This is a genomic window from Mycolicibacterium rhodesiae (assembly GCF_002086695.1).
Taxonomy (GTDB): Bacteria; Actinomycetota; Actinomycetes; order Mycobacteriales; family Mycobacteriaceae; genus Mycobacterium; species Mycobacterium rhodesiae.
Genome location: NZ_MVIH01000035.1, coordinates 1 through 22,009, shown reverse-complemented (window position 1 = coordinate 22,009; position 22,009 = coordinate 1). Strand labels below are relative to the sequence as shown.

Sequence of the window (22,009 nt, the reverse complement as noted above, 5' to 3'; positions counted from 1 at the left end):
TGAAACGGCTTCCGAAACACAAACCGCACCGCATCCGCCGACATCGCAAACAAGCCACCAATAGCCTGCATCGGACCCGACAGCCCACTCAGAGCGATGCCCGGCGACCAACGATTCGATGAGGAATCAGACATGGGTGTCCACACCGTCTCGGCAAAGACCGATCCGAAGCGGCGTGGTCCCGCTGCTTGTCCTGGTCGGGCTACGGTGCGACGTCACGGTGGCTGAGTGCACCGCACAATGTGCTCCCGGCCACATCTGCTTCCCAGTCAGCGGGAGACATCTCGGACGCGCCGACCAGTCCACGCCCCACGGCTCACGTGTGCGCGTTGCTGTCGCACCCATACATCTCCTGTGACGCGGGTCTTCCAACACAGATCGCCGTTGCCAGCAAACACCTGCGCATTAAGGACAACTGTCCTGACGGACATCACCCCTGCTGGACACCACGGCAGCACGCTGATAGGACAGGCAGATGCCGCTCGCTCGAACCGCCGATCTCGTCGCCGCCGCATACCGTGAAGGCTTCGGGGTTCTCGCGTGCAACGTCATCATGCTCGAACATGCCGAGGCCATCGTCGCCGGCGCCGAAGCTGTTGGCAGACCGGTGATTCTGCAGCTCAGCGAGAACGCAATCAACTTCCACCACGGCAGGCTTCACCCGATCGCCGCCGCGGCGTGCGCCGTGGCGGAGGCCGCAGCTGTCGACGTCGCGGTTCATCTCGACCACGTCGAGGACGAGCGCCTTCTGCACGCGTGCGCCGGCACCGGTGCATCGTCGGTCATGTTCGATGCGTCCGCTCTGGACTATTCCGCCAACGTCGCCGCCACGAAATCCGCGGCGCAGTGGGCACATCGAGAGGGTTTGTTTCTCGAAGCCGAACTCGGCGAGGTCGGCGGCAAGGACGGCGCGCACGCTCCGGGTGTGCGCACCGATCCCGGCGAGGCGGCCGAATTCGTCGCGGCGACCGGCGTCGATGCCCTGGCTGTGGCGGTAGGAAGCTCTCATGCGATGGCGGAACGCAGCGCCACCCTGGATTTCGAGCTCATCAGAGCGCTTCGCGCGGCAGTACCGGTTCCCCTTGTGCTGCACGGTTCTTCAGGCGTCGCCGACAGCGAACTACGCAACGCCGTCGGGGCGGGAATCACCAAGATCAATGTGGGCACGCTGCTCAACGTCCGGTTCACCGCAGCGGTGCGGGACTTCTTGGCCGCCGACCCGAACGTCAGCGATCCCCGCCGTTATCTCGCGCCCGCACGCGAGGCGATCGCAGACGCAGTGGCCGGGCTGATCACCGCGATCAACGGGTAGCCGCTCGGCCTCAGGCGTCGCCCACCTCGACGACATGAACGTGCACCCCGGACGCACCGATTCGTTCCAGCTGCGCCGGATCGGCGGTCGAATCGGTCACGAGATGATCGATCTCGCTGAGTCTCACCATCTTTGCCAGAGTGACCTTGCCGATCTTGGAGCCGTCGACGGCCACGATCACCTGTTGGGCGTTGGCGGCCATGGCCATCGCGGTGCGGGCTTCAGCCTCGTCGAAGGTGGTCGGCCCCACCTCCGCTGACATCCCGTCCGCCCCGAGAACCGCAGTGCCGACATTGATCACCTGGAAGGCGTGCTCCGACATCGGTCCCACCGCCTCCAACGAATTCGCCCGCACCAGGCCGCCGGTGACGATCACCTTCATGTGCGCGTCGACCGCGCAGTCCGCGGCGATTGTCAGGGAGTTCGTCACGATCGTCATCTGCGGGCGGCCCTTGAGCGATCGAGCGACCTCACTGGTGGTGACTCCGCCGGTCAAGGCCACCGCCTGAGGTCCGGCGGGCACCAGCGCCGCGGCATGCTGGGCGATCCGCCGCTTGATGGCGATCATCCGGTGATCACGCAGCCGGACCGGAATCTCACTGCCGCTCGGGTCGAGAGCCCGTGCCCCGCCGTGCGTACGGACCAGCAGTCCCTGGTCCTCGAGCTCGCTCAGGTCACGGCGCAGCGTCGCCGCCGACACCCGCAATTCGGCGCGAAGCACCTGCGAGTCGACCTCGCCCCGGGCCCGCAGCAGCGAGAGCACCTCACGCATCCGATCGGTGCGTCTGGTCGACATGGCAGTGCCTCCTCCGCTGCGCAGGCCGGGCAGTGCGCCAAACGATCAGTTTTAGTGATCACTTGACGTGATTGCATTGCGCACTCTGAGCGAGCTTCCCATGATCGAGCAATGTTGCAAATGTCCGGAGAGCGGACGAGCTGGCTCGCCGACACGATCCGCAGACACAAATCCGGCGACGCGGTCGGTGTCTATTCGGTCTGCTCGGCGCACCCCACCGTGGTCGAAGCCGCTATCGTGCAGGCCGCCGCCGACGACTCTCCAGTGCTCATCGAAGCCACGTCCAACCAGGTCGATCAGTACGGCGGCTACACCGGTATGCGACCGGCCGAGTTCCGCGACCTTGTGCTGGGCATCGCCGACCGGTGCGGGTTCCCGCGCAACCGAGTCGTGCTCGGCGGCGACCATCTCGGCCCGAATCGCTGGCAGGGCGAAACCGCGGACACAGCAATGGAAAAGGCGGACGCGCTCATCGCCGCCTACGTCGAGGCCGGCTACGCGAAGATTCATCTCGACTGCAGCATGTCCTGCGCTGACGATCCGGCGGTCCTCGATGACGAAACCGTCGCACAACGCACCGCACGCCTGCTGCACGTCGCCGAACAATCCGCGCAACGCGGCGGCGCCGGCCTTCCGATGTACGTCATCGGCACCGAGGTGCCGGTTCCGGGCGGGGCCCACGAGACGCTCGGCGTCCTGACCCCCACCCCCGCGGACCGTGCGCAACGGACCATCGACGCGCATCGCGCCGCGTTCACCAGCTCGGGGCTCGATCACGTGTGGCCCCGCGTGATGGCTTTGGTGGTTCAGCCCGGCGTGGAATTCGACCATCTTCAGGTCATCGACTATCGCCGCAACGCCACCGAGGGCCTCCGGCGCGTTCTCGACGACGAAGCGCATCTGGTGTTCGAAGCGCATTCCACCGACTATCAGCGACCCACACAATTGCGCGAGCTCGTCGAAGACCACTGGGCCGTCCTCAAGGTCGGCCCCGGCCTCACTTTCGCGATGCGCGAGGCGCTCTTCGCGCTCGCCCACATCGAGAACCAGCTCGTACCGCAACAGTCCCGGTCCGACCTGATCGAGGTCGTCGAACGGCGCATGCTCGCCAATCCCCAGTATTGGCAGGCCTATTACAACGGCGACCCCCAGACCCAGCAGACGGCCCGACGGTACAGCTACAGCGACCGGCTGCGGTACTACTGGGCCGACGACGAGGTCGACGCCGCGCGCCGACACCTTCTGGACAACCTCGACCGGGTCGGCATCCCGTTGCCGCTCGTCAGTCAGTTCCTCCCCCATCAGTACGACCGCGTCCGGGCCGGCGAACTGGACCTGACCGCCAACGCCTTGGTGATCGACAGGATTCGAGATGCCATGCGGCCCTACGCGCGTGCCTGCCTCACTGAGAACAACACCACCGGAGACGATCGATGACCAGTTCCACGCCCGCTCAAGAGGACGGCGGCGCAACGATTCTCGAAATCGGCCAGCAGCCCGGCGTGTGGCGCGAGGTTGCCCGTCGCAGCGATTCCACGATCGCCGACTTCGTACGCACGATCGTCGAGCGGCCGGATATCCGGGTCATCCTGACCGGGGCGGGCAGTTCCGCGTTCATCGGCGACATGGCCGCCGCCGCGCTTCGACGGCGCCTCGGGCGGCGCGTCGACGCGATCGCCACGACGAGCATCGTCAGCAACCCGCTCGATCACCTCGAACAGCATGTCCCCACGTTGTTGGTGTCGTTCGGCCGTTCCGGCAACAGCCCGGAGAGCCTGGCGACCACCGCACTGGCCGACGAGCTGATCGATGATGTCTGGCATCTCGTCCTCACCTGTGCCGCCGACGGCGCGCTGGCGAAGGCGCACACCGGCCGGGCGAACTCCGCCGTGGTCTGCATGCCCGAGCGTGCCAACGACACCGGCTTCGCGATGACATCGAGCCTGACCTCGATGCTGTTGACGTGTCTGCAGCTTCTCGGACCGGCCAACCCTGACACAGTTGAGGCACTGGCAGTCGCGGCCGAATATGTCGCGGGGCTGCAGAGCGACATCGCGGCGCTGGCACGAACCAAGAAGAATCGGCTGGTCTATCTGGGCAGCGGAGCGCTCGAAGGGCTCGCACAGGAATCCGCGCTGAAAATGCTGGAACTGACCGCCGGTGAGGTCGACACCTACTTCGACTCCCCACTCGGCTTCCGGCACGGACCGAAGTCGGTGCTCGACGGTGACACCCTCGTTGTCGTCTACACCTCCACCGACCCCTACACCCACCGCTACGACCTCGACATCATCGCCGAGATCCGCGCCCAGCTCGGCGACGACGCGGTGGCGGTGATCAGTACCGAGCCGCTGCCCGAGGGGTACGGGGATGCCGTCGTATTACCGGGTCTCGCCGGTCGCGACGATGCGCTGGTCGCGCTGGCCTACCTGGTGTTCGCGCAATACCTGGCACTGTTCACCGCACTGGAACACGGCAAAACACCGGACAATCCATTCCCCTCCGGCGAGGTCAGCCGTGTCGTGCGGGGCGTCACGATCTATCCCATGACCAAGAACGGACGGTAGACGATGGCACGTTATCTCGGGGTCGACGGCGGCGGTTCGAAGACCGCGCTGGCGCTCGTCGACGACACCGGCCGCCTCATCGCCCGTGCGACGGCCCCGACGTCCTACTACTTCAACGACGGATTCGACATCGTCGAAAAGTCGCTCGCGCAGGGTGTTACGGAGATCTGCACACAGGCGGGTATCACCCCCGCCGACATCGACGCCGCCTTCTTCGGTCTTCCCGGGTACGGCGAGGCGAGCGGCGACATCGACGCCCTCGACGCGGTACCCGCCGGCGTGCTGGGCCACGACCGCTACAGCTGTGACAACGACATGGTCTGCGGCTGGGCCGGTTCACTCGCCGGCGAGGACGGAATCAACGTCATCAGCGGCACGGGGTCGATGACCTACGGCGAACGCCAGGGCCGTGGCCACCGCGTCGGCGGCTGGGGAGAACTCTTCGGCGACGAAGGGTCGGCGTATTGGATTGCCGCACAAGCACTCAACGCGTTCTCCCGGATGAGCGACGGCAGGCTGCCGAAGGGCCCGTTGCACGGACTGATGAAGAAGCGGCTGGAGGTCAGCGGCGATCTCGACGTCGTCAGTCTGGTCATCGACACGTGGAAGGGCAACCGCAGCAAGATCGCGTCGCTGGCCACGACGGTCTGCCAAGCGGCAGAAGCAGGCGACGAGTCGTCTTCCCGCATCTTGTCCGCGGCCGTCGCCGAGCTGGTCACCCTGATCGAGACCACCCGAACACTGATCGGATTCACAGATACCGAGACCGTGCCGGTGTCCTATTCGGGCGGGATGTTCTCCAACGACGGCTTCCTGGACCAGTTCGTCGCCGCACTGCAGAGCACCTCGGCCACGTACGACCTCCAGACTCCCCGACTCGACCCGGCGGTAGGCGGCGCGCTCTACGCCGCCAAGCACAGCGGCCATCCGCTGAGCCCGGCTGCCGTACAACACCTTTCCGACCACAACCCGACAAGGTGACGTCACCATGACCACTACCACCGCACCGCGGACCCGCAGCTGGATCTTCTACGCGGCCCTGCTGATCCTGTTCTGGGGCGTGTGGGGCGCATTCTCTGCCCTGCCGTCGTCGAAGTACGGCTATCCCGACGAGATGATCTACAGCATCTGGGCGCTGACGATGATCATCCCGGCGGCCGTCGCACTGCGCGGGCAGAAGTGGGATCGCCGCCCGGCCGCGACGATCTACGGCCTGTTGATCGGCCTCACCGGCGCGGGCGGGCAGCTGATCCTGTTCCAGGCGCTCACGATGGGCCCGGCCTACCTGATCTTCCCGATCGTGTCGATCTCGCCGGCCATCACGGTGATCATGGCGATGGTGCTGCTGCGGGAACGGATCTCGCCGCTGGCCGTGGTAGGTCTCATCTTCGCGCTCGCGGCGATCGTGTTGTTCACCATCACCGGTGGTGACTCCGAAGGCTCGTCGGGACCGTGGCTGTTGCTGTCGATCCTGATCTGCGTCGCGTGGGGTGTGCAGGCGTACTTCATGCGCAAGTCCGCGACCCTCGGGATCAACGAGGCCACCACGTTCGGGTGGATGACGATCAGCGGGCTGCTTCTCATTCCGGTGGCATTGATCTCACTCGGCGGCATCCCCACCGACTTCCCTTGGCAGGCACCCGCATTGACAGCAGGGACCCAGGTGCTCAACGCCATCGGGGCACTGTTTCTCGTGATGGCGCTCGCCCGGGGTAAGGCGTCGATCGTGGCGCCGACGACGAATGCGCTCGCGCCCGCACTCACCGTCGTCATCTCACTGGTCGCCTACCAGACGCTACCCAGCCCCTACGGGGCCATCGGCATCGTGCTCGCACTCCTGGGCTCCACGCTGATGGTCTACGCCGACGAGAAGCGTGGCGAGTCGCTCACCGAGGCCGTGCGATGAAACCCACCGTCGTCATCATCGGCGCGGGCAGCGTCGAGTTCACCCGTGAGTTGCTCGGCGACATCCTGTCGTTCCCCGAGTTGGGCTCGACCCGGGTGGTATTGCACGACATCGATGCGCAGCGGCTCGAGACGGCCGAGGCGATCGCCCGCGCGACCGCGCTGGCCGCCGGCGCGGAGCCCGAGATCGTGGCCACCCTGGACCGCCGCCGCGCGCTCGACGGTGCCGACTACGTCATCAACGTCATCGCCGTCGGGATGCACGAGGCCACGGTGCGGGATTTCGAGATCCCGGCACGCTACGGATTGAAGCAGACCATCGGCGACACCATCGGAGTGGGCGGAATCTTCCGCGGGCTGCGTACCTTCCCGGTGCTGGCCGATATCGCCCGCGACATGGCAGAGGTCTGCCCCGACGCGTGGCTGCTGAACTACACCAATCCGATGGCGATGAACATCTCGTTCCTGCACGCTGTCGCGCCGAAGCTGAAAGTGCTCGGGCTGTGCCACTCCGTCTATTGGACGATGGTCGGACTGTGTGAGCTCATCGACGTGCCCTACGACGAGGTGGCCTACTGGTCGGCGGGAGTGAACCACCAGGCCTGGGTGCTGCGGTGGGAACGCGGCGGCCAGAACCTCTATCCCCTACTGGACGAACGCATCGCGGGCGACCCGGAGTTGCGCCGACGGGTCCGGGTCGACATGTACCGGCGGCTGGGCTACTACCCCACCGAGACCAGCGAGCACAGCAGCGAATACGTCGGCTGGTACCTGCACGATCCCGCCGAGATCGAGCGGTTGCGCATCAACGTGGGCGAATACGTATCGATCAGTGAAGCCAATCTCGCCGAATACTCCCGTGTGCGAGCCGAATTGGCGGACTCCCATGCACTGCCGATCGATACGACTTCCACGGAGTACGCCCCGCAGGTGATCCATTCCCTGGAGACCGGGACACCGCGGGTCATCTCCGCCAACGTCATCAACGACGGGCTGATCACCAACCTGCCCGACGGGTTGGCGGTCGAGGTGCCGACCCTGCTGGACTCCCTCGGGGCGCATCCGATGAAGGTGGGCGACCTCCCGCCACAGTGCGCGGCGCTCAACCGGAGTTTCCTCGGCCCCGTCGACCTCACCGTGCGGGCCGCCGTCGACGGCGATCCGCGGCTGGTGCGGGCTGCGGCGATGGTCGACCCGAACACCGCCGCGACGCTGACCGTCGATCAGATCTGGGCGCTGTGCGACGAGCTGACCGAGGCGCACGGCGACCTGCTGCCCCCGCCCCTGCGTTCCCGATCCACCCGAGATCTCGCCAACTAAGGAGTGTCACCGTGATTCGACGCCAGCTGTGCATCGCATTGGTCGCCGTCCTCACCGTCGTTCTCGCCGGGTGCGGTGGCGGAGGCGGGTCGTCGGGCCCCACCGAGATCGCGGTGTGGCACGGCTATCAGGACACCGAGGGCGAGGTGTTCAAGAGCCTGGTCGATCAGTACAACAAGGAGCATCCGGACGTCAAGGTGTCCGAGCTGTACTCCAAGAACGACCTTGTGCTGCAAAAGGTTCTGACCGCGGTGCGCGGCAACAGCGCACCGGATGTGGCGTACATGTTCGGGTCGTGGTCGCCCAACATCGCGAAGATTCCCTCGCTGGTCGACATGGCCGACGAGGTCAAGAAGCCCGACTGGAAGTGGGACGACTTCTACGAGGCCGAACGCAAGGCGGCGACGGTCGGGGACAAGGTCGTCGGCGTACCCGCGCTGGTCGACAACCTGGCGATCGTCTACAACAAGAAGCTGTTCGCCGACGCCGGCGTGGCACCGCCGACCCCGGAGTGGACCTGGGACGACTTCCGCGCGGCCGCGGCCAAACTCACCGACCCCGCCAAAGGCCAGTTCGGTTGGCTCATCCCCGCCGACGGCAGCGAAGACACCGTGTGGCACTACATTCCGATGCTGTGGGAAGCCGGCGGGGACATCCTCAACGCCGACAACACCAAGGCTGTCTTCAACTCCGACGCCGGTGTGCGGGCGCTGACGACGCTGCAGCAGATGGCGGTGACCGACAAGTCGCTGTACCTGGACACCACCAACGAGAACGGCCCCAAGCTGATGAACAGCGGCAAGGTCGCGATGTTGGTCACCGGCCCATGGGACCTGTCCTCACTGTCGGACATCGACTATGGCGTCCAGGTGATGCCCAGTTATCCCGGATCCGCCGGCGGACATCAGACCATCGCCGGACCTGACAACTGGGTGGTGTTCAACAACGGCGACAAGTGCAAGCAGGCGGCCATCGACTTCGTGAAGTGGCTGTCGGCACCCGAACAGGTCAAGAAGTTCTCGTTGGGCACCGGCGATCTGCCGATCCGTGCCTCGGTCGGTGACGACAAGTCCGTGCTCGACGAGCTCGACAAGAATGTCCCTGGCACCGCGGCGTTCGTCGAGAACCTGAAGAACGTGCACATGGTGCGGCCGCAGGTCGAGCAGTACCCGGCGGTGTCGGAAGCGCTCGGTCAGGCAGTCATGTCTGTCATGCTCGGCACGGACCAGCCCAAGGCCGCACTGGACTCCGCCGCCCAGGCCGCCGACGCGAAGCTGGCTGAGAAGTAGGGAGTCGATGCCTGCACTGCTTCGGCGGCTGAGCCGCACAGACACCGTGTCGGGGTGGGCGCTGGCCAGCCCGGCGGCGCTTCTCATCGGGATCTTCGGGCTGCTCCCGGTACTGATGTCGCTGCAGTTGTCGTTCCAGAAGTCCGACCTGCTCAGCGCCGAGACGCCCTGGGTGGGCTTCGACAACTACAAGAAGCTGGCCGACGACCCCGTCTTCCTTGATGCGATCAAGCACACCATCATCTACACGGCGTTGTTCGTGCCCGGCACGATGCTGGTGGGGTTGTTCGTCGCGGCGGCCCTGAACCGCTCGGTGCGATTCATCTCCGTCTACCGGACCGCCGCGTACATCACGATGGCGGTGTCGACGATCTCGCAGGGCATCATCTTCCTGTGGCTGACCGACCGTGACTACGGTCTGGTCAACGCCGCTCTGAACGCCGTCGGTGTCTCGTCGCAGCCGTTCCTGGCGTCCCCGTCGCAAGCGCTCTATGTGATCGTGGCGATGACGATCTGGGGCTGGACGGGTTTCTCGGTGATCGTGTATCTGGCTGCGCTGCAGGGCGTTCCGGCGGAGTTGCACGAGGCCGCCGCGATCGACGGCGCGTCGGCGTTCACCCGGTTCCGCACCATCACGGTGCCGTTGCTCGGCCCGGCGAACCTTTTCCTCCTCGTGTGGCTGACGATCAATGCCCTGCAGCTCTTCGACGAGGTCTATGTGACGACCCGCGGCGGTCCGCTGCGGGCCACCACGGTGATCGTCTACTACCTGTGGGACCGGGCGTTCGTCCAGTTCGACGCCGGCTATGCCGCCGCGATGGCCTACGCGCTGTTCGTCGTCATCCTGATCGTCACGGCCGTCCAGTTCCGGCTGGCCCGAAGGTATGTGCACTCATGACCGGCGTTCTCCCATCCCGCAGTGTCGCCCCGGCCGACCCGGTCGAATCAGGCCGGACATCGCGATGGCGGCTGCCGTTCAGCCCGTGGCATCTTGTCCTGATCCCGTTGACGTTCATCCTGTTGGTGCCGTTGCTGTGGATGCTCGTCACGTCGTTGGAGACCGAGGGTGAGGCCAACCGCTTCCCGCCGGTGCTGTTTCCGGAGAGTTTGCGGTTCTCGAACTACTCCGAGGCGTGGGCCGCGGCGCCGTTCGGGCACTTCTTCCTCAACAGCGCGGCGGTCACCGGTGTGGTGCTGGTGAGCAACCTCGTGGTGTGCAACCTGGCGGGATACGCGTTCGCGCGCATCCGATTCCTCGGTCGTGGAACACTTTTCGTGACGTTGATGGCCACGCTGATGGTGCCGTTCCAGGTCACGATGATCCCGGTGTTCCTGATCGTCAAGTGGTTCGGCGACAACGTGTGGGCGGGACTGGGTATCGATCACATCGGCGCACTGATGCTGCCGAATCTGGCGACGGCATTCGGCATCTTCTTCCTGCGTCAGTTCTTCATGACCGTTCCCGTCGAATTGGAGGAAGCCGCGCGCGTCGACGGGACCTCGCGAATCGGCGTGCTGGTGAAGATCATCCTCCCGCTGTCGTTGCCGGCGCTGTCGACGTTGGCCGCGCTGACCGTCCTCACGTCGTGGAACGACTTCCTGTGGCCCTTGATCGTCATCACATCGCAGGATCAGATGACGATCCCGCTGGGGCTCAGCTACTTCCAGGGCGCGCACCACGTCAAATGGCCGCTGCTGATGGCGGCAAATGTGATGAGCCTGTTGCCGATGCTGCTGGTATTCGTCGGGGCGCAACGCTATTTCGTGCAATCGGTCGCGAGCCAGGGATTGAAGGGCTGAGCATGGCAGAAGTCGAATTCCGGGACGTCACACGGCGGTACGCGGGCGGGGTGGTCGCCCTCAAGGACTTCAACCTGACGGTTGCGGACGGGGAGTTTCTGATCCTGGTCGGACCGTCGGGGTGCGGCAAAAGCACGGCGTTGAGACTGCTTGCAGGGCTTGACAAGCCGACGTCCGGCGAGATCAGGATCGGTGACCGGACCGTCACCGGCATGGCACCTGGTGAGCGTGACATCGCGATGGTGTTCCAGAACTACGCGCTGTACCCGCACATGACGGTCTACCGCAATCTGGCCTACGGGCTTGCGCAACGTAAGACACCGCGCGCCGAGATCGAGCGGCGGGTCCGCGAGACCGCCGCCCTGCTCGAGATCGACATGCTGTTGGACCGCAAGCCCGGCCAGCTCTCCGGCGGCCAGCGCCAGCGGGTCGCGATGGGCCGCGCACTGGTCCGCCAGCCGCAGGCATTCCTGCTCGACGAACCACTGTCGAACCTCGACGCCAAGTTGCGCAATCAGGTCCGCGGGGATCTGAAGCGACTGCACCGCGAATTGCCGGTCACCTCGATCTACGTCACTCATGATCAGGTCGAGGCGATGACGCTCGGCGACCGGCTGTGTGTGATGTCCGGCGGGGCGATCCAACAGATCGGCACACCCGACGAGATCTACAACCGCCCGGCCAACACCTTTGTCGCCGCGTTCATGGGCAGTCCCCCGATGAACCTCGTTGCGGGTGAGGTCCACTCGGGAGTGCTGCACCTCGCCGACACCGCCGTGACAGCGGTGTCGACACCGGACGGACCGGTAACGGTCGGCGTTCGTCCCGAGCATCTACGGCTGCACGACACCTACACCGACGGGCTGCTGGCGGCGCGGGTCGACTTCGTCGAACCGCTGGGCAGCCACGTGTTGGTGACCGCACTGGTCGACACCGGTGACGCGGGCAGCGCGCGGGTGATCGTCCATGCACCCGCCGGCACCGATTTGCCTGCCGGCTCCCGCATCGGTCTGGAGATGCCACCGGAACGGACCTACTTCTTCGACGCCGACACGGGCGCCGCCCGGCCTAGTCGCGAGCACATCGCGCTCTGAGCGGCACCCCGCTCACCGGGAGTGGTTGTTGCTTCCCAAGCGGGCACCGATCACAGTGGGTGCCAGCGACAAAGGAGGCCGATGACTGCGCAGGACACCCCGTTCGACGAGATCGTCGACGTCATTGTGGCCGGCTCCGGCGGCGGTATCACAGGCGCCTACACCGCGGCCCGCGAGGGTCTGTCGGTGGCGCTGGTGGAGGCAACCGACAAGTTCGGCGGCACGACCGCGTATTCCGGCGGCGGCGGCATGTGGTTTCCCTGCAACCCCGTCCTGCAGCGCGCGGGAAGCGATGACACGATCGACAAGGCGCTGAACTACTTCCACACCGTGATCGGCGATCGCACACCGCGAGAGCTGCAGGAGACCTATATCCGCCGCGGACCCGCTCTCATCGAGTACCTGGAAGCCGATCAGAACTTCGTGTTCAGCGTGCTGCCCTGGCCGGACTACTACGGCTCGGTGCCGGACTCCCGCAGCGACGGCTTACGCCACATCGTGGCGGCCCCCATTCGCGGTGAGAAGCTGGGCCCCTACGCCGGTTTCGTGCGAGGGCCGCTCGACCACGACCGTCTGGGCGCGCCGGCTCCCGACAAGCTGTTCGGCGGGCGGGCGCTGATCGGCCGGTTCCTCGCCGCGCTGGCCGGCTACCCCGATGCGGCGCTGTACCGCAACACCCAGCTGACCGACCTGATCACCGAGGAGGGCCGGGTGGTCGGTGCGGTGGTGCAGCGCGACGGCAACCCGGTGCGGATCGGCGCCAGGCGCGGAGTGCTCTTGGCCGCAGGCGGATTCGAGCACAATCCCGAGTTGCGACGGACGTACGGGGTGCCCGGTGAAGCCCGTGACACCATGGGCGGACCCGGCAGTACGGGCGCGGCGTTACAGGCCGCGATCCGGATCGGCGCGGCCACCGATCTGATGGACCAGGCGTGGTGGTCCCCGGGCCTGACCCACCCCGACGGCCGCTCGGCGTTCGCGCTGTGGTTCACCGGTGGCATCTTCGTCAATCAGGCAGGGCGGCGGTTCGTCAACGAGTCCGCGGCCTACGACCGGATCGGCAGGCAGATCATCACCGAGATGCAGGCCGGGCGCTTGGACGTCCCGTACTGGATGGTCTACGACAATCGCGAGGGCGACGTGCCGCCGGTGAAAGCGACCAACGTCTCAATGGTCGACACCGAAAGCTATCGAGCCGCCGGATTATGGCGCAGCGCAGACACTCTGGCCGACTTGGCCGAACTGATCGGGGTGCCCGCCGACGCTCTGACCGAGACGGTCACCCGGTACAACGCGATGGTCGCTGCGGGCGCCGACACCGACTTCGGCCGCGGCGACGAGGCGTACGATCGGGCATTCTCCGGGGGCGAATCGCCCTTGGTCGCGATCGATACACCCCCGTTTCACGCGGCCGCATTCGGGCTCTCCGATCTCGGAACCAAGGGCGGCCTGCGCACCGACACCAAGGCACGGGTGCTCGACGAATCCGGCGAGCCGATCCCCGGCCTGTACGCGGCAGGCAACACCATGGCCGCGGTCAGCGGAACCACCTATCCCGGCGGCGGGAATCCGATCGGCGCGTCGATGCTGTTCAGCTACGTGGCCGCACTCGACATGGCCGGCGACATCAGGTCAGCTTGATCAACTTGAACGGCATGTTGATGAAGAGCGCCAGGCTACGCCCGCAGGCTCCCGGCTGACCGGTGGTCGAGTCCTGACCCACCAGCATGTTGGATGTGGGATCGGTCTGATCACCGCCCGGGGTGGACCCGTGGAATCGGATCACCTGTAAGCCCGGCGCGCTGGTGCCGTCCTGACATGGCATCCAGTCCTCGATGACCCGCTTGACCCGCCAGTCCCCGCCGGTCTGATAGATCGGGGCCGTCCACCCGGCGTCGCTGCTCACCGTGCCGGTGCACTCGGTGGGATAACTGCATGTCGAGTTGATCGTCCAGATGCTGCGGATGCTGCGCTCGTCGTGGAACACGTCGTTTGTGGTAGCCCATTCGCCGTTGGACGTCGCCTGGAATGTGCCGTTGAGCGCCCACTTTTCGTTGGCGTTCGCGGCTGCCGGATTCAGGAGGCCGCCGAGCACCGCGGCGGTCAGCGCCGTGACGCCGATCAGCGTTCGTGACTTACGCATGTGGCCTCTCCCCTGATCTGTGGTCATGTCGTCGGCAGCAGATCCTTCCACGACATGTCCCCGTTCACCTTCGCCAGACTGGTCTGCTGGCCCACGTGGCCGTCGGGCGTGGCGTAATGCCCGGTGGCGGGATCGTAGGTGGCGATCGCCACCGACGGACCGCCTGGCGAGCCCGGCGTGAACGCGCTTGGCGCCACCGCCGGTCCGCCGCCCTGGTCGGTCGGCGCGATATCCGGAACGCCCTTGGGCGCCAACGTGTCCGGAACGGGCGGTATCGGCGTACCGGCCGGCGCCGGGACAGGCCCCGCCGGCAGCGGGGTGCCCTGCAGCGGGCCGTAGATGTGATCCTGGAACGTCGTCCGATCGTCAGGCGGGATCCCCTGTGCGATCAGGTTGGGATCGATCGGGTTCGGACCGGTCGCATGCTGACGCATCGCCAACGGTTCGAAAGGCTTGTCGCTGTCGCAGATCTCCACCGTCGGTGCCCGCTTACCCGGCTCGGCTTGGCACGGATAGTTGCGCGCACCGCGGACCGCAATCGGCGAGTCCTGCGGCAGCTTGCAGTAGAGGCCGTCCGGAGTGTCGATGGTGGACGTGTCCTCCGGCGAACGCCACTGTGACGGTGGCAGGAAGCCGACCGTGCACGCGGGCGGATCGCTGATCGTCAGGGTGAAGTCACCCAGCGTCATACCCGTCGGGTTGTTCAGCGGCGAGCCGACCGCCTGGATCGAACCGATGTAGGGCGGCAACAGCACCAGAAGTTGTTCCAGGCTCTTGTTGTAGGTCACACCGACCTGCCCCAGCGTCGACAGGCTGGCCAGCAGGATCGGTAGCGTCGGCTTCACCTGGTTGAACAACGCGGAGGCTTCGTCGGCCGCTCCGGGCCCGTTGGCCAGGATGCTGCGCCACTGCGGATCGTTGGTGTTCAGCTGGCCGGTGATGCCGGCCAGGCTGTGCGCCCAGGTGCGGATCGCATCGGTGGAGGCAAGCTGGCCGTCCAGCAGCGGACGGCTGTCCTCCACCAGGGTGCGGGTCTGATCGGCGGTTGCGTTGAAATCGGCGGCCAGCCGGGACGCCGAGTCGTTCAACGTGGTGAGGTCGTCGCCGGCGCCGTTGAGCCCTTGATACGCGCTGTCCAACAGATTGGGGATGCGGTTGGTGGGGATGCTCTTGAGCAGCTCGTTGGTCTGATCGAGCACCGGGCCGACGGCCTGCGGGACGGTCGCGTTCTTGGCGGGAATGACCGAGCCGTCCTGGAGGAACGGCCCGGAATCGGTGTGCGGCACCAGATCCACGTACTGCTCACCGACCGCCGACACGCTGAGCACCCGGGCCTGGAGATCGGCGGGCACCTTCGGATTGCTGGCCAGCGACAGTGTGGCCACCGCTCCGGAGCGGGTCGGCACCACCTCGGTGACCTTGCCCAGCTGCACCCCGCGGTAGGTCACGTTCGAGAACTGGTACAGCCCACCGGTTCTCGGCAGTTCGAGCTTGACCGTGATCCGGCCGATTCCGAGCAGGGTCGGCGCCTGCATGTACACCACGACCATGACGGCGATCCCGACGATCGACGCGATGGTGAAAATGATCAGCTGATTGCGGACGAAACGCGTAAGCATCAGTTACCCCCGTCCTGTGGTGCTGCTTCCGGAGCCGGGCCAGGCAGCGGGCCGGTCGCCGGACCCGGTAGCGGGCCGGTGCCCGTCCCGGGAGCGGGCGCCGTGGCGCCGGTCAGCGACGCCTGCCCCGGTACCGGCGCGGGACCAGGACCGAACTGCTGCGGAAGATCCGCCACCTGCGTCGGGGGCGGCATCGGGCTGAACGGAGCGTTCAGCGGATCGTAGGTGTAGGTCGCATACCACGGATCACCAGGCGCGGGAACGAGTTTGGCGTTCTCATCGCCCCAGCGAGTACCCAGCATCAGGGTCTTCTTCAACCGCGGCACGGTGAAGTCGAAGATGATGAACTGGTTCAGGTAGTCGCCGCGGATCGCCCGGTCGATCACCTGCTGGGTGTAGGGGAACGTCGGCAGGTAGGCCAGCGCCGTGTCCAGCTTCGGCCCGACATCGGCCAGTGACTTCAGCGTCGGCTCCAGGTTCTGCAGGTTGCGCACCAGGTCGGCCTTTGTGTCGTTGACCAGACCGGTGGCCAGGTTCGAGAAATCACGGAACTTCTCCAGCGCCGTCGTGATCCGGGGACGCTCCTTGATCAGCACGTCGAGCGCAGGCGGGATGCGATTCAACGCGTCGGTGAGGACCCCCTGCTGCGCGGCGAACGTACCGGCCAGGCGATTCAGCGAGTTCACCGCCTCGTTGATGCTGTCGCGCTGGGTGGCCAGCAGACCGACGAAATCGTTGAGCCGCGTGAGCAAGTCGCGGATCTGGTCGGTCCTGCCGCCCAGCGCGGCACTGAACTCGTGGATGATGTCGCCGATCTGACCGAGTCCGCCGCCGTTGACGACCACCGACAACGCCGAGAGGGTCTGCTCGGTCGACGGGTAGGTCGACGAACGGTTGAGGCCGAGTGTGGCGCCGGGCTGCAGGACCCCGGTCGGCGCCTGACCCAGCGGTGGGTTCAGCGCCAGGTGCATCGAGCCCAACAGGCTGGTCTGCCCCACCGAGGCCACCGCGTTCGCCGGAATCACGACACCCGGCTCGACCGATACCTCGACATCGGCATGCCAGTCCGTGACCGTCATGTCGCCGACACTGCCGACCACGACGTCACCGACCATGACCGGTGAATTCGATTCCAGCTGGCCCACATTGGCGATTTCGATGTGATAGGTGTTCGCACCCTTGCCATGTCCGACGGTCCCCGGCAACGGCAGGGAGTTCAGACCACCGAAACTACAACCGGTCACCGTGACCGCGACGCAGGAGGCGGTCACCACCAGGCGCTGCACCGAACCGCGACGGATCATGACGGCGGGTTCCCTTCAGCGGCGGCCGGAGCCGGAGCAGGCGGCGGCGCTTCAGCGGGCAGCAGCATGCCCTGCAGGTTCGACGGCGGTTGGGCGGCGGGGCCGACCGGTACACCGGGCGGGATCGGTGCGCCCGGGAACAGCGCCGGCGACGGGTCGGCGGGCAGACCGTTCGGGGCGTAAGCACCCTGATGTGTGTTCGGCGGTCCACCCCACCCGGCGGGGCCGGGCACGTCACCGTTGTAGCCGGTGTAGGCCGAGACAGCAGGCGGAACCTCGTAGCCCGGCGGGACGCCGCCTGTGCCGCCCGGGGCCAGCGCGGGATCGCTGTAGATCAGCTTGTCCGGACTGGTGGACTTGCCGAGGTAGGCGTTGAACGGGAACGGCAGATAGTTGAAGTTGAGCAGCCGCAGCGCAGGCCCGAGGTACTGCGCGCACAATTTGCCGGTTTCCGGAGCGGTGGCGTTCTGCACCGCACCGATGGCCGAGCAGATGACCTGCAGCGGGTTGGAGAAGTTCGCCAGCGCGAATCCGCCCATCGCGCTTTGGGAGTCGGGGTTGTAGATGTTGTACGCGTTGCCGATCGCGTTCGGCGCCACATGGAGCAGGTTCTCGACGACAAGCTTGTTGTCGGCGAGGTTCTTGGTCACGTTGCCCAGCCGCTGAATCTGCTCGGCGGTCTGATTGCGCGAACCTGCGATGAACCGCTGGACATCGACCACGGCACTGGACAGGTTGGTCAGCGCGCCGTCCAGGTCGGACCGGCTGCCGTCGACCACGCTGGTCAGCGACGCCAGCCGATCCTGGAACTGGACGATCTGAGTGTTGCTGTCACGCAACGCCGTCACGAAGATCTGCAGGTTCTTGATGGTGTCGACGATGTTGCCGCTGCCGTCGGCCAGCACCTTGCTGACCCCGGACAGTTGCTTGATGGTGTCCCGCAGCTTTTCCCCGTTACCGTCCAGCGCATTGGCCGCGCTGTCGATGAAGCGGCCGATGGATGTCGGCTGCCCGTCGCCCTTCGGGCCGAGATCGGTGGCCAGGCGCATCAACTGGGTCTTGATCTCATCCCACTCGACCGGAACCGCGGTCCGGTCCAACCCGATCACCGCGCCGTCGGCCATCTTCGGGCCCTTGTCGTCGTAGGGCGGGGTGAGCTGGATGTAGCGGGCACCGACCAGGTTCTGCGAGACGATCACCGCCTCGGCATTGGCCGGAATCGGCACGTCCCGGTCGACGGCCAACACGAACTTGGCCTTGGTCCCCTGGGCGTCGATCGAGTCGATCTTGCCGACCTTGACCCCGGCGACCCGCACCTCGTCACCGGGGTAGATCGCGGTGGCGCTGGTGAAGTACGCGGTGATCGTGTTCGGCTTGAAGAACGCCTGGCGGACCAGCAGCGCGATTCCGCCCACGATCAACACCGCGAGCACCGCGGATACGGCGATCGTCACTCCCCTGCGAGACTTCATGGCTGTCCCCATCGCTCATTGGGCTGCGGTATTCCGTTGTACGGGAACGGGATTTCCGCTCGCGGTCCGGCATTGTCGGCCGGCTGCCCCGCATCGGTGCCGCGCCGGAAGCCCAGCGCGTAGTCGAGGAAGGGCTGCAGGGTTTGGGCCGGGTTCAGGTTGGCGACGAATGCGTTGTAGTAGAACCCGCCGTTGACCGCTTCGGCCTGAGTCAGCTGGAACTTGGCCAGGCCCTTCATCGCCGCCGTGATGTTGGCATTGTTCTTCTCCAACATCGAGGTCACGGAGTTGAGCTTCTCCAAAGCGGGTGCCAGATCCTTTTCGTTGTCGGCCACGAGTCCGCTGAGCTGCTTGGCCAGCGCCGAGGTAGAGGCCAGCAGGTTCGCGATCGCGTAGCGGCGCTGCGACAGCACGCCGACCAAGTCGTTGGCGTTGAGCAGCAAGGTGTTCACCTGCGCACTGCGTTGCGACAGAATCCCGGTCACGTTGGCGGCACTCTTGAGCAGATTGCCCAGTGACTCGTTGCGCTCGTTGATCATCCGCGACAGCTTGCTGATGCCGTCGAAGGTCGGCCCCAACTGCGGGCTGATCCGATCGAGGGTATCGGACAGGGTGTCCAGCGACTGGTTGACCGCCGCGGTATCGGTGTCGGCGGTGTTGCCCGCGAAATCCTCCAGCGACTGCGACAGCGAGTACGGCGACCCGGTGCGCGACACGGGAATGACGTCGCTCGCCCGCAGCGATCCCTTGCCGTTGGACTCCAGCGTCAGGATCCGTTGTCCCAGCAGCGTTCCGGTTCGGATATGGGCTTCCGTGTCCGAGCCGAGCCGAACCGAACCCTTGACCATGAAGGTCACCAGCGCCTTGCCGTGCTGCAAAGACACATCAGAGACCGTGCCGACCTTCACGCCGGACACCTTGACGTCGTTACCGGCCTGCAGGCCACCGGCTTCGGTGAACAGCGCCTGATGCCGGATCGACGTGGCAAGCGACACCAACCGCTCGGGCTGTAGCCCGATGGTGATGACGAGCACGATCAGCGCCAGGCCGATGAAGCCTGCCCTGATCAGCGAGGACCCACGATATTTGAGCATTAGGGCTCCGCGCACCTTCCAGTGTGTTGGATGATCCAGGGGAAGTAGGCGGTGCGACCCTGCAGGTCGCTCACACGCAACGACAAGCCACACAGGTACTGGTTGATCCAGCTGCCGTACGACCCGAGCCGCACCACCTTCCGGTAGTTCGCCGGCGCCTTCTGGATCGAGATGTCGAGCAGTTCCTTGTCCTGGTCCAGCAGCGGAGCCAGGCGACCCAGCTGGTCGACGGTGCCGGCCAGTGGAGTGCGAGCTTGGTTGAGCAGATCGGTCAGCGACGCCGTGCCGTTGTCGAGCGCGGTGATCGACTCACCGATCGGGTCCTTGTCATTGGCGAGCTGTGTCACCAGGTTCTGCAGCTTGTCGACGGCACCCGAGAACTTGTCGCCGTCCTTGCTGATGGTGGTGATCACCGTGTTGAGGTTGTCGATCAGCTGCTGCACGGTCTGACCGTTGTCGGCCAGTGAGCTGGTGAACGACTGCGTCTTGGAGAACAACGAGTCGAGGTTGCCCTCCTGGCCCTGAAGGATCTGGATCAGCGCGTTCGTCAGCGCATTGACATCGTTCGGATTAAGCCCCTGGACAACGGGTTTCAGCCCACCGAGCAGCAGGTCCAGATCCAGCGCGGGCTCGGTGCGGTCCAGCGGGATCCGGCTGCCCGGCGGCTGGACCTTCGCCGACCCCGGGCTGTCGACCAGCTCCAGGTAGCGGTCGCCGACCAGGTTGAGGTAACGCACCGTCGCCTTGGTGCCGGAGGTCAGCACGATCTTGCGGTCGGCGTCGAAGTCGACGACCACCTTGTTGTCGGGTTGCAGCGCAACGTCGGTGACGGTGCCCACGCGAACGCCGGCCACCCGCACCGAATCTCCCGACTTCAGACTCGAGGCATCGGCGAACAGCGCCGAGTAGGAGTTGTCCGAACCCGTCCGGTACTGGCCGAAGATCGCGAACAGTGCGGCTGTCAGCAGGATCATCACGACGCCGAAGACGCCGACTTTGACGATCGTCTTCCACAGCGCGGTCATCCCGGTTGTCCGATCTGTGCGGAGTTACGCGGCGGGCCGTCCAGCGGGCCGAACAGTGCCTGCTTGAGACCGTCGGAGTTCAGCAGGATGCCCTGGTTGCCGTATTGGGCCGGGTTGGCACCGATGTCGGACACCACGAACGGCGGGCTGGTCTCGAACGGCACCTTCGGAAGGTCGGTACATTGCGGACCGCCCGTGGCGGCGACCTTGGGCAGGTTGGCCGGGTACCGGTAGCGCTCACGGCCGAGGAAGAACGACTGCAGCAGGACCGCTCCCGGCAGGGGCAGACCCGGTCCGGTGGCCAGCGGGATCAGGCCGCCGATACCGCAGTTCAATGCCGGGCTGTACTTGTTGAGCAGGTCGGTGGTGGGAACCAGCAGGTGCATCACGTTGGTCAGCGGTTCCCGGTTTTCGCCGAGCACCTCGGTGCCGATGTCGGCCAGACCGATGGCACTGACGAGCAGTGCGTCGAGGTTCTGGTCCTGGTCGACGATCGTGTCGCTGATCTTCGCCGTGTTCTTGACGGTGTCGAGCAGGTCACTTGAGGCGTCGCCGTACGCGTCGAACACCTGTGGCGCGACTGCCAATTCGTGGTTGAGCGTGTCCAGGCTGGGGTTGATCTTGGCCAGTGCGGTGTCGAGGTCGGCCAGCGTCTGGCCGAATTTGTCGCCGCGCCCGTCCAGCGACTTGGAGATCGCCCCCAGCGTCTGGTTGAGCTTGGTCGGCTCGATCTTGGACAGCACCGAGACCAGCTGCTGGAAGACGGTGTTGATCTCGACGGTGACGTGTTTCCCGTCGATCACCTGCCCGGCCTGGATCGACTTCACCGATGGATCCGACGGCGGGTTCAATTCGACGAACTTCGAGCCGAACACGGTCGACGAGGTGATGTCGGCGCTGACGTTGGCCGGGATGTCGTTGACCCGCGCAGGATTGATCGCGAGATGCAACGCGGCCTTGCCGTCCGGCAGTGAGTCGATGGAGGCGACCTTGCCGACCTGCGCACCGTTGAGCTTTACCTTGGCGTCGGGATACATCACCAGACCGGCGCGATCCGAGATCACAGTGACCGGAACGGTTTTGGTGAAGCTGTCCTGGAACAGCCCAACGGCCAGGGCGATGATCGCGGCAATGACCACCACGGTCGCCAGACCGGCGATCGGGCGCGCGGCACCTGATTTCATCTCCGCTCCTCCCTATCCGGACAGGTTGAAGTTGCCGTTGGAGCCGTAGATGGCCAGGGATATGAGCAGGGTGACCGAGACGACC

19 protein-coding genes and 1 pseudogene are annotated in these 22,009 nt (G+C 65.8%); 11 read left to right on the top strand and 9 right to left on the bottom strand.

Going from position 1 to position 22,009, the window contains the following annotated elements; all coding sequences use genetic code 11:
- Window positions 1–134 (bottom strand): annotated as a pseudogene (locus BST42_RS30260) (ABC transporter permease); the annotation flags it as partial.
- Window positions 135–475: 341 nt separating this feature from the next.
- Here BST42_RS30260 and BST42_RS28710 point away from each other — a divergent pair.
- Window positions 476–1,312 (top strand): class II fructose-bisphosphate aldolase, encoded by an 837-nt coding sequence (locus BST42_RS28710; protein WP_083123098.1) that lies wholly within the window; start codon window positions 476–478, stop codon window positions 1,310–1,312.
- 10 nt (window positions 1,313–1,322) lie between these two features.
- On the opposite strand, the gene BST42_RS28705 is transcribed toward BST42_RS28710, so the two are convergent.
- Window positions 1,323–2,108: a DeoR/GlpR family DNA-binding transcription regulator gene (locus BST42_RS28705; protein ID WP_083123097.1), complete on the bottom strand. Its 786-nt coding sequence runs from the start codon at window positions 2,106–2,108 to the stop codon at window positions 1,323–1,325.
- Between the two features lie 111 nt (window positions 2,109–2,219).
- Between BST42_RS28705 and BST42_RS28700 the strand changes: the two genes are divergently transcribed.
- The 10 genes from BST42_RS28700 (at window position 2,220) to BST42_RS28655 (ending at window position 13,724) form a co-directional block, all read left to right on the top strand.
- A complete protein-coding gene (locus BST42_RS28700; protein ID WP_237159641.1) occupies window positions 2,220–3,545 on the top strand; it encodes a D-tagatose-bisphosphate aldolase, class II, non-catalytic subunit in 1,326 nt (441 codons plus the stop codon).
- Window positions 3,542–4,675 (top strand): SIS domain-containing protein, encoded by a 1,134-nt coding sequence (locus BST42_RS28695; protein WP_083123096.1) that lies wholly within the window; start codon window positions 3,542–3,544, stop codon window positions 4,673–4,675. Before BST42_RS28700 ends, BST42_RS28695 begins: the two co-directional genes overlap by 4 nt.
- 3 nt (window positions 4,676–4,678) lie before the next feature.
- Window positions 4,679–5,656 (top strand): N-acetylglucosamine kinase, encoded by a 978-nt coding sequence (locus BST42_RS28690; RefSeq protein WP_083123095.1) that lies wholly within the window; start codon window positions 4,679–4,681, stop codon window positions 5,654–5,656.
- 7 nt (window positions 5,657–5,663) lie between these two features.
- A complete protein-coding gene (locus tag BST42_RS28685; protein ID WP_083123094.1) occupies window positions 5,664–6,581 on the top strand; it encodes a DMT family transporter in 918 nt (305 codons plus the stop codon).
- Entirely contained in the window at window positions 6,578–7,900 is a 1,323-nt protein-coding gene (locus BST42_RS28680) for an alpha-glucosidase/alpha-galactosidase (protein ID WP_083123093.1), read from the top strand. The genes BST42_RS28685 and BST42_RS28680 overlap by 4 nt, the downstream gene beginning before the upstream one ends.
- Before the next feature lie 11 nt (window positions 7,901–7,911).
- Window positions 7,912–9,189 carry an ABC transporter substrate-binding protein gene (locus tag BST42_RS28675; RefSeq protein WP_083123092.1) on the top strand — a complete coding sequence of 426 codons (1,278 nt, stop codon included), beginning with the start codon at window positions 7,912–7,914 and terminating at the stop codon, window positions 9,187–9,189.
- A 7-nt stretch (window positions 9,190–9,196) separates the two neighbouring features.
- On the top strand, window positions 9,197–10,087 hold the full coding sequence (locus BST42_RS28670) for a carbohydrate ABC transporter permease (RefSeq protein WP_083123091.1): 891 nt from the start codon (window positions 9,197–9,199) through the stop codon (window positions 10,085–10,087).
- Entirely contained in the window at window positions 10,084–10,989 is a 906-nt protein-coding gene (locus tag BST42_RS28665; RefSeq protein WP_083123090.1) for a carbohydrate ABC transporter permease, read from the top strand. The genes BST42_RS28670 and BST42_RS28665 overlap by 4 nt, the downstream gene beginning before the upstream one ends.
- A gap of 2 nt (window positions 10,990–10,991) precedes the next feature.
- Entirely contained in the window at window positions 10,992–12,083 is a 1,092-nt protein-coding gene (locus tag BST42_RS28660; RefSeq protein ID WP_083123089.1) for an ABC transporter ATP-binding protein, read from the top strand.
- Window positions 12,084–12,164: 81 nt separating this feature from the next.
- Window positions 12,165–13,724, top strand: coding sequence for an FAD-binding protein (locus BST42_RS28655; protein WP_083123088.1), 1,560 nt, complete (start codon window positions 12,165–12,167; stop codon window positions 13,722–13,724).
- Here the strand turns inward: BST42_RS28655 and BST42_RS28650 are convergent.
- From BST42_RS28650 to BST42_RS28620, 7 genes are read right to left on the bottom strand one after another with little or no spacing between them, the layout of a single operon-like run.
- Complete coding sequence (locus tag BST42_RS28650; RefSeq protein ID WP_083123087.1) at window positions 13,711–14,226, bottom strand: Rv2253/PknI dimerization domain-containing protein; 516 nt, start codon at window positions 14,224–14,226, stop codon at window positions 13,711–13,713. The genes BST42_RS28655 and BST42_RS28650 overlap by 14 nt on opposite strands.
- A gap of 23 nt (window positions 14,227–14,249) precedes the next feature.
- Entirely contained in the window at window positions 14,250–15,845 is a 1,596-nt protein-coding gene (locus BST42_RS28645; protein ID WP_083123086.1) for an MCE family protein, read from the bottom strand.
- The gene (locus tag BST42_RS28640) at window positions 15,845–17,149 is read right to left on the bottom strand and encodes an MCE family protein (RefSeq protein ID WP_083123085.1); all 1,305 of its coding nucleotides are present in this window, start codon (window positions 17,147–17,149) and stop codon (window positions 15,845–15,847) included. The genes BST42_RS28645 and BST42_RS28640 overlap by 1 nt, the downstream gene beginning before the upstream one ends.
- Window positions 17,146–18,621 carry an MCE family protein gene (locus BST42_RS28635; protein ID WP_237159640.1) on the bottom strand — a complete coding sequence of 492 codons (1,476 nt, stop codon included), beginning with the start codon at window positions 18,619–18,621 and terminating at the stop codon, window positions 17,146–17,148. The genes BST42_RS28640 and BST42_RS28635 overlap by 4 nt, the downstream gene beginning before the upstream one ends.
- Window positions 18,618–19,715 (bottom strand): MCE family protein, encoded by a 1,098-nt coding sequence (locus tag BST42_RS28630; RefSeq protein WP_083123083.1) that lies wholly within the window; start codon window positions 19,713–19,715, stop codon window positions 18,618–18,620. Before BST42_RS28630 ends, BST42_RS28635 begins: the two co-directional genes overlap by 4 nt.
- The gene (locus BST42_RS28625) at window positions 19,715–20,740 is read right to left on the bottom strand and encodes an MCE family protein (protein WP_083123082.1); all 1,026 of its coding nucleotides are present in this window, start codon (window positions 20,738–20,740) and stop codon (window positions 19,715–19,717) included. Before BST42_RS28625 ends, BST42_RS28630 begins: the two co-directional genes overlap by 1 nt.
- The gene (locus tag BST42_RS28620; protein WP_083123081.1) at window positions 20,737–21,924 is read right to left on the bottom strand and encodes an MCE family protein; all 1,188 of its coding nucleotides are present in this window, start codon (window positions 21,922–21,924) and stop codon (window positions 20,737–20,739) included. Before BST42_RS28620 ends, BST42_RS28625 begins: the two co-directional genes overlap by 4 nt.
- Between the last annotated feature and the right edge of the window lie 85 nt (window positions 21,925–22,009).

What these genes read in the sequence shown, in the direction of transcription:
- BST42_RS28695 (WP_083123096.1), top strand. Translation starts at nt 3,542, where the DNA reads ATGACCAGTTCCACGCCCGCTCAAGAGGACGGCGGCGCAACGATTCTC.
- BST42_RS28625 (WP_083123082.1), bottom strand. Translation starts at nt 20,740, where the DNA reads ATGACCGCGCTGTGGAAGACGATCGTCAAAGTCGGCGTCTTCGGCGTC.
- BST42_RS28660 (WP_083123089.1), top strand. Translation starts at nt 10,992, where the DNA reads ATGGCAGAAGTCGAATTCCGGGACGTCACACGGCGGTACGCGGGCGGG.
- BST42_RS28685 (WP_083123094.1), top strand. Translation starts at nt 5,664, where the DNA reads ATGACCACTACCACCGCACCGCGGACCCGCAGCTGGATCTTCTACGCG.
- BST42_RS28710 (WP_083123098.1), top strand. Translation starts at nt 476, where the DNA reads ATGCCGCTCGCTCGAACCGCCGATCTCGTCGCCGCCGCATACCGTGAA.
- BST42_RS28670 (WP_083123091.1), top strand. Translation starts at nt 9,197, where the DNA reads ATGCCTGCACTGCTTCGGCGGCTGAGCCGCACAGACACCGTGTCGGGG.
- BST42_RS28650 (WP_083123087.1), bottom strand. Translation starts at nt 14,226, where the DNA reads ATGCGTAAGTCACGAACGCTGATCGGCGTCACGGCGCTGACCGCCGCG.
- BST42_RS28705 (WP_083123097.1), bottom strand. Translation starts at nt 2,108, where the DNA reads ATGTCGACCAGACGCACCGATCGGATGCGTGAGGTGCTCTCGCTGCTG.
- BST42_RS28630 (WP_083123083.1), bottom strand. Translation starts at nt 19,715, where the DNA reads ATGCTCAAATATCGTGGGTCCTCGCTGATCAGGGCAGGCTTCATCGGC.
- BST42_RS28640 (WP_083123085.1), bottom strand. Translation starts at nt 17,149, where the DNA reads ATGATCCGTCGCGGTTCGGTGCAGCGCCTGGTGGTGACCGCCTCCTGC.
- BST42_RS28700 (WP_237159641.1), top strand. Translation starts at nt 2,220, where the DNA reads ATGTTGCAAATGTCCGGAGAGCGGACGAGCTGGCTCGCCGACACGATC.
- BST42_RS28620 (WP_083123081.1), bottom strand. Translation starts at nt 21,924, where the DNA reads ATGAAATCAGGTGCCGCGCGCCCGATCGCCGGTCTGGCGACCGTGGTG.
- BST42_RS28680 (WP_083123093.1), top strand. Translation starts at nt 6,578, where the DNA reads ATGAAACCCACCGTCGTCATCATCGGCGCGGGCAGCGTCGAGTTCACC.
- BST42_RS28690 (WP_083123095.1), top strand. Translation starts at nt 4,679, where the DNA reads ATGGCACGTTATCTCGGGGTCGACGGCGGCGGTTCGAAGACCGCGCTG.
- BST42_RS28665 (WP_083123090.1), top strand. Translation starts at nt 10,084, where the DNA reads ATGACCGGCGTTCTCCCATCCCGCAGTGTCGCCCCGGCCGACCCGGTC.
- BST42_RS28645 (WP_083123086.1), bottom strand. Translation starts at nt 15,845, where the DNA reads ATGCTTACGCGTTTCGTCCGCAATCAGCTGATCATTTTCACCATCGCG.
- BST42_RS28655 (WP_083123088.1), top strand. Translation starts at nt 12,165, where the DNA reads ATGACTGCGCAGGACACCCCGTTCGACGAGATCGTCGACGTCATTGTG.
- BST42_RS28635 (WP_237159640.1), bottom strand. Translation starts at nt 18,621, where the DNA reads ATGAAGTCTCGCAGGGGAGTGACGATCGCCGTATCCGCGGTGCTCGCG.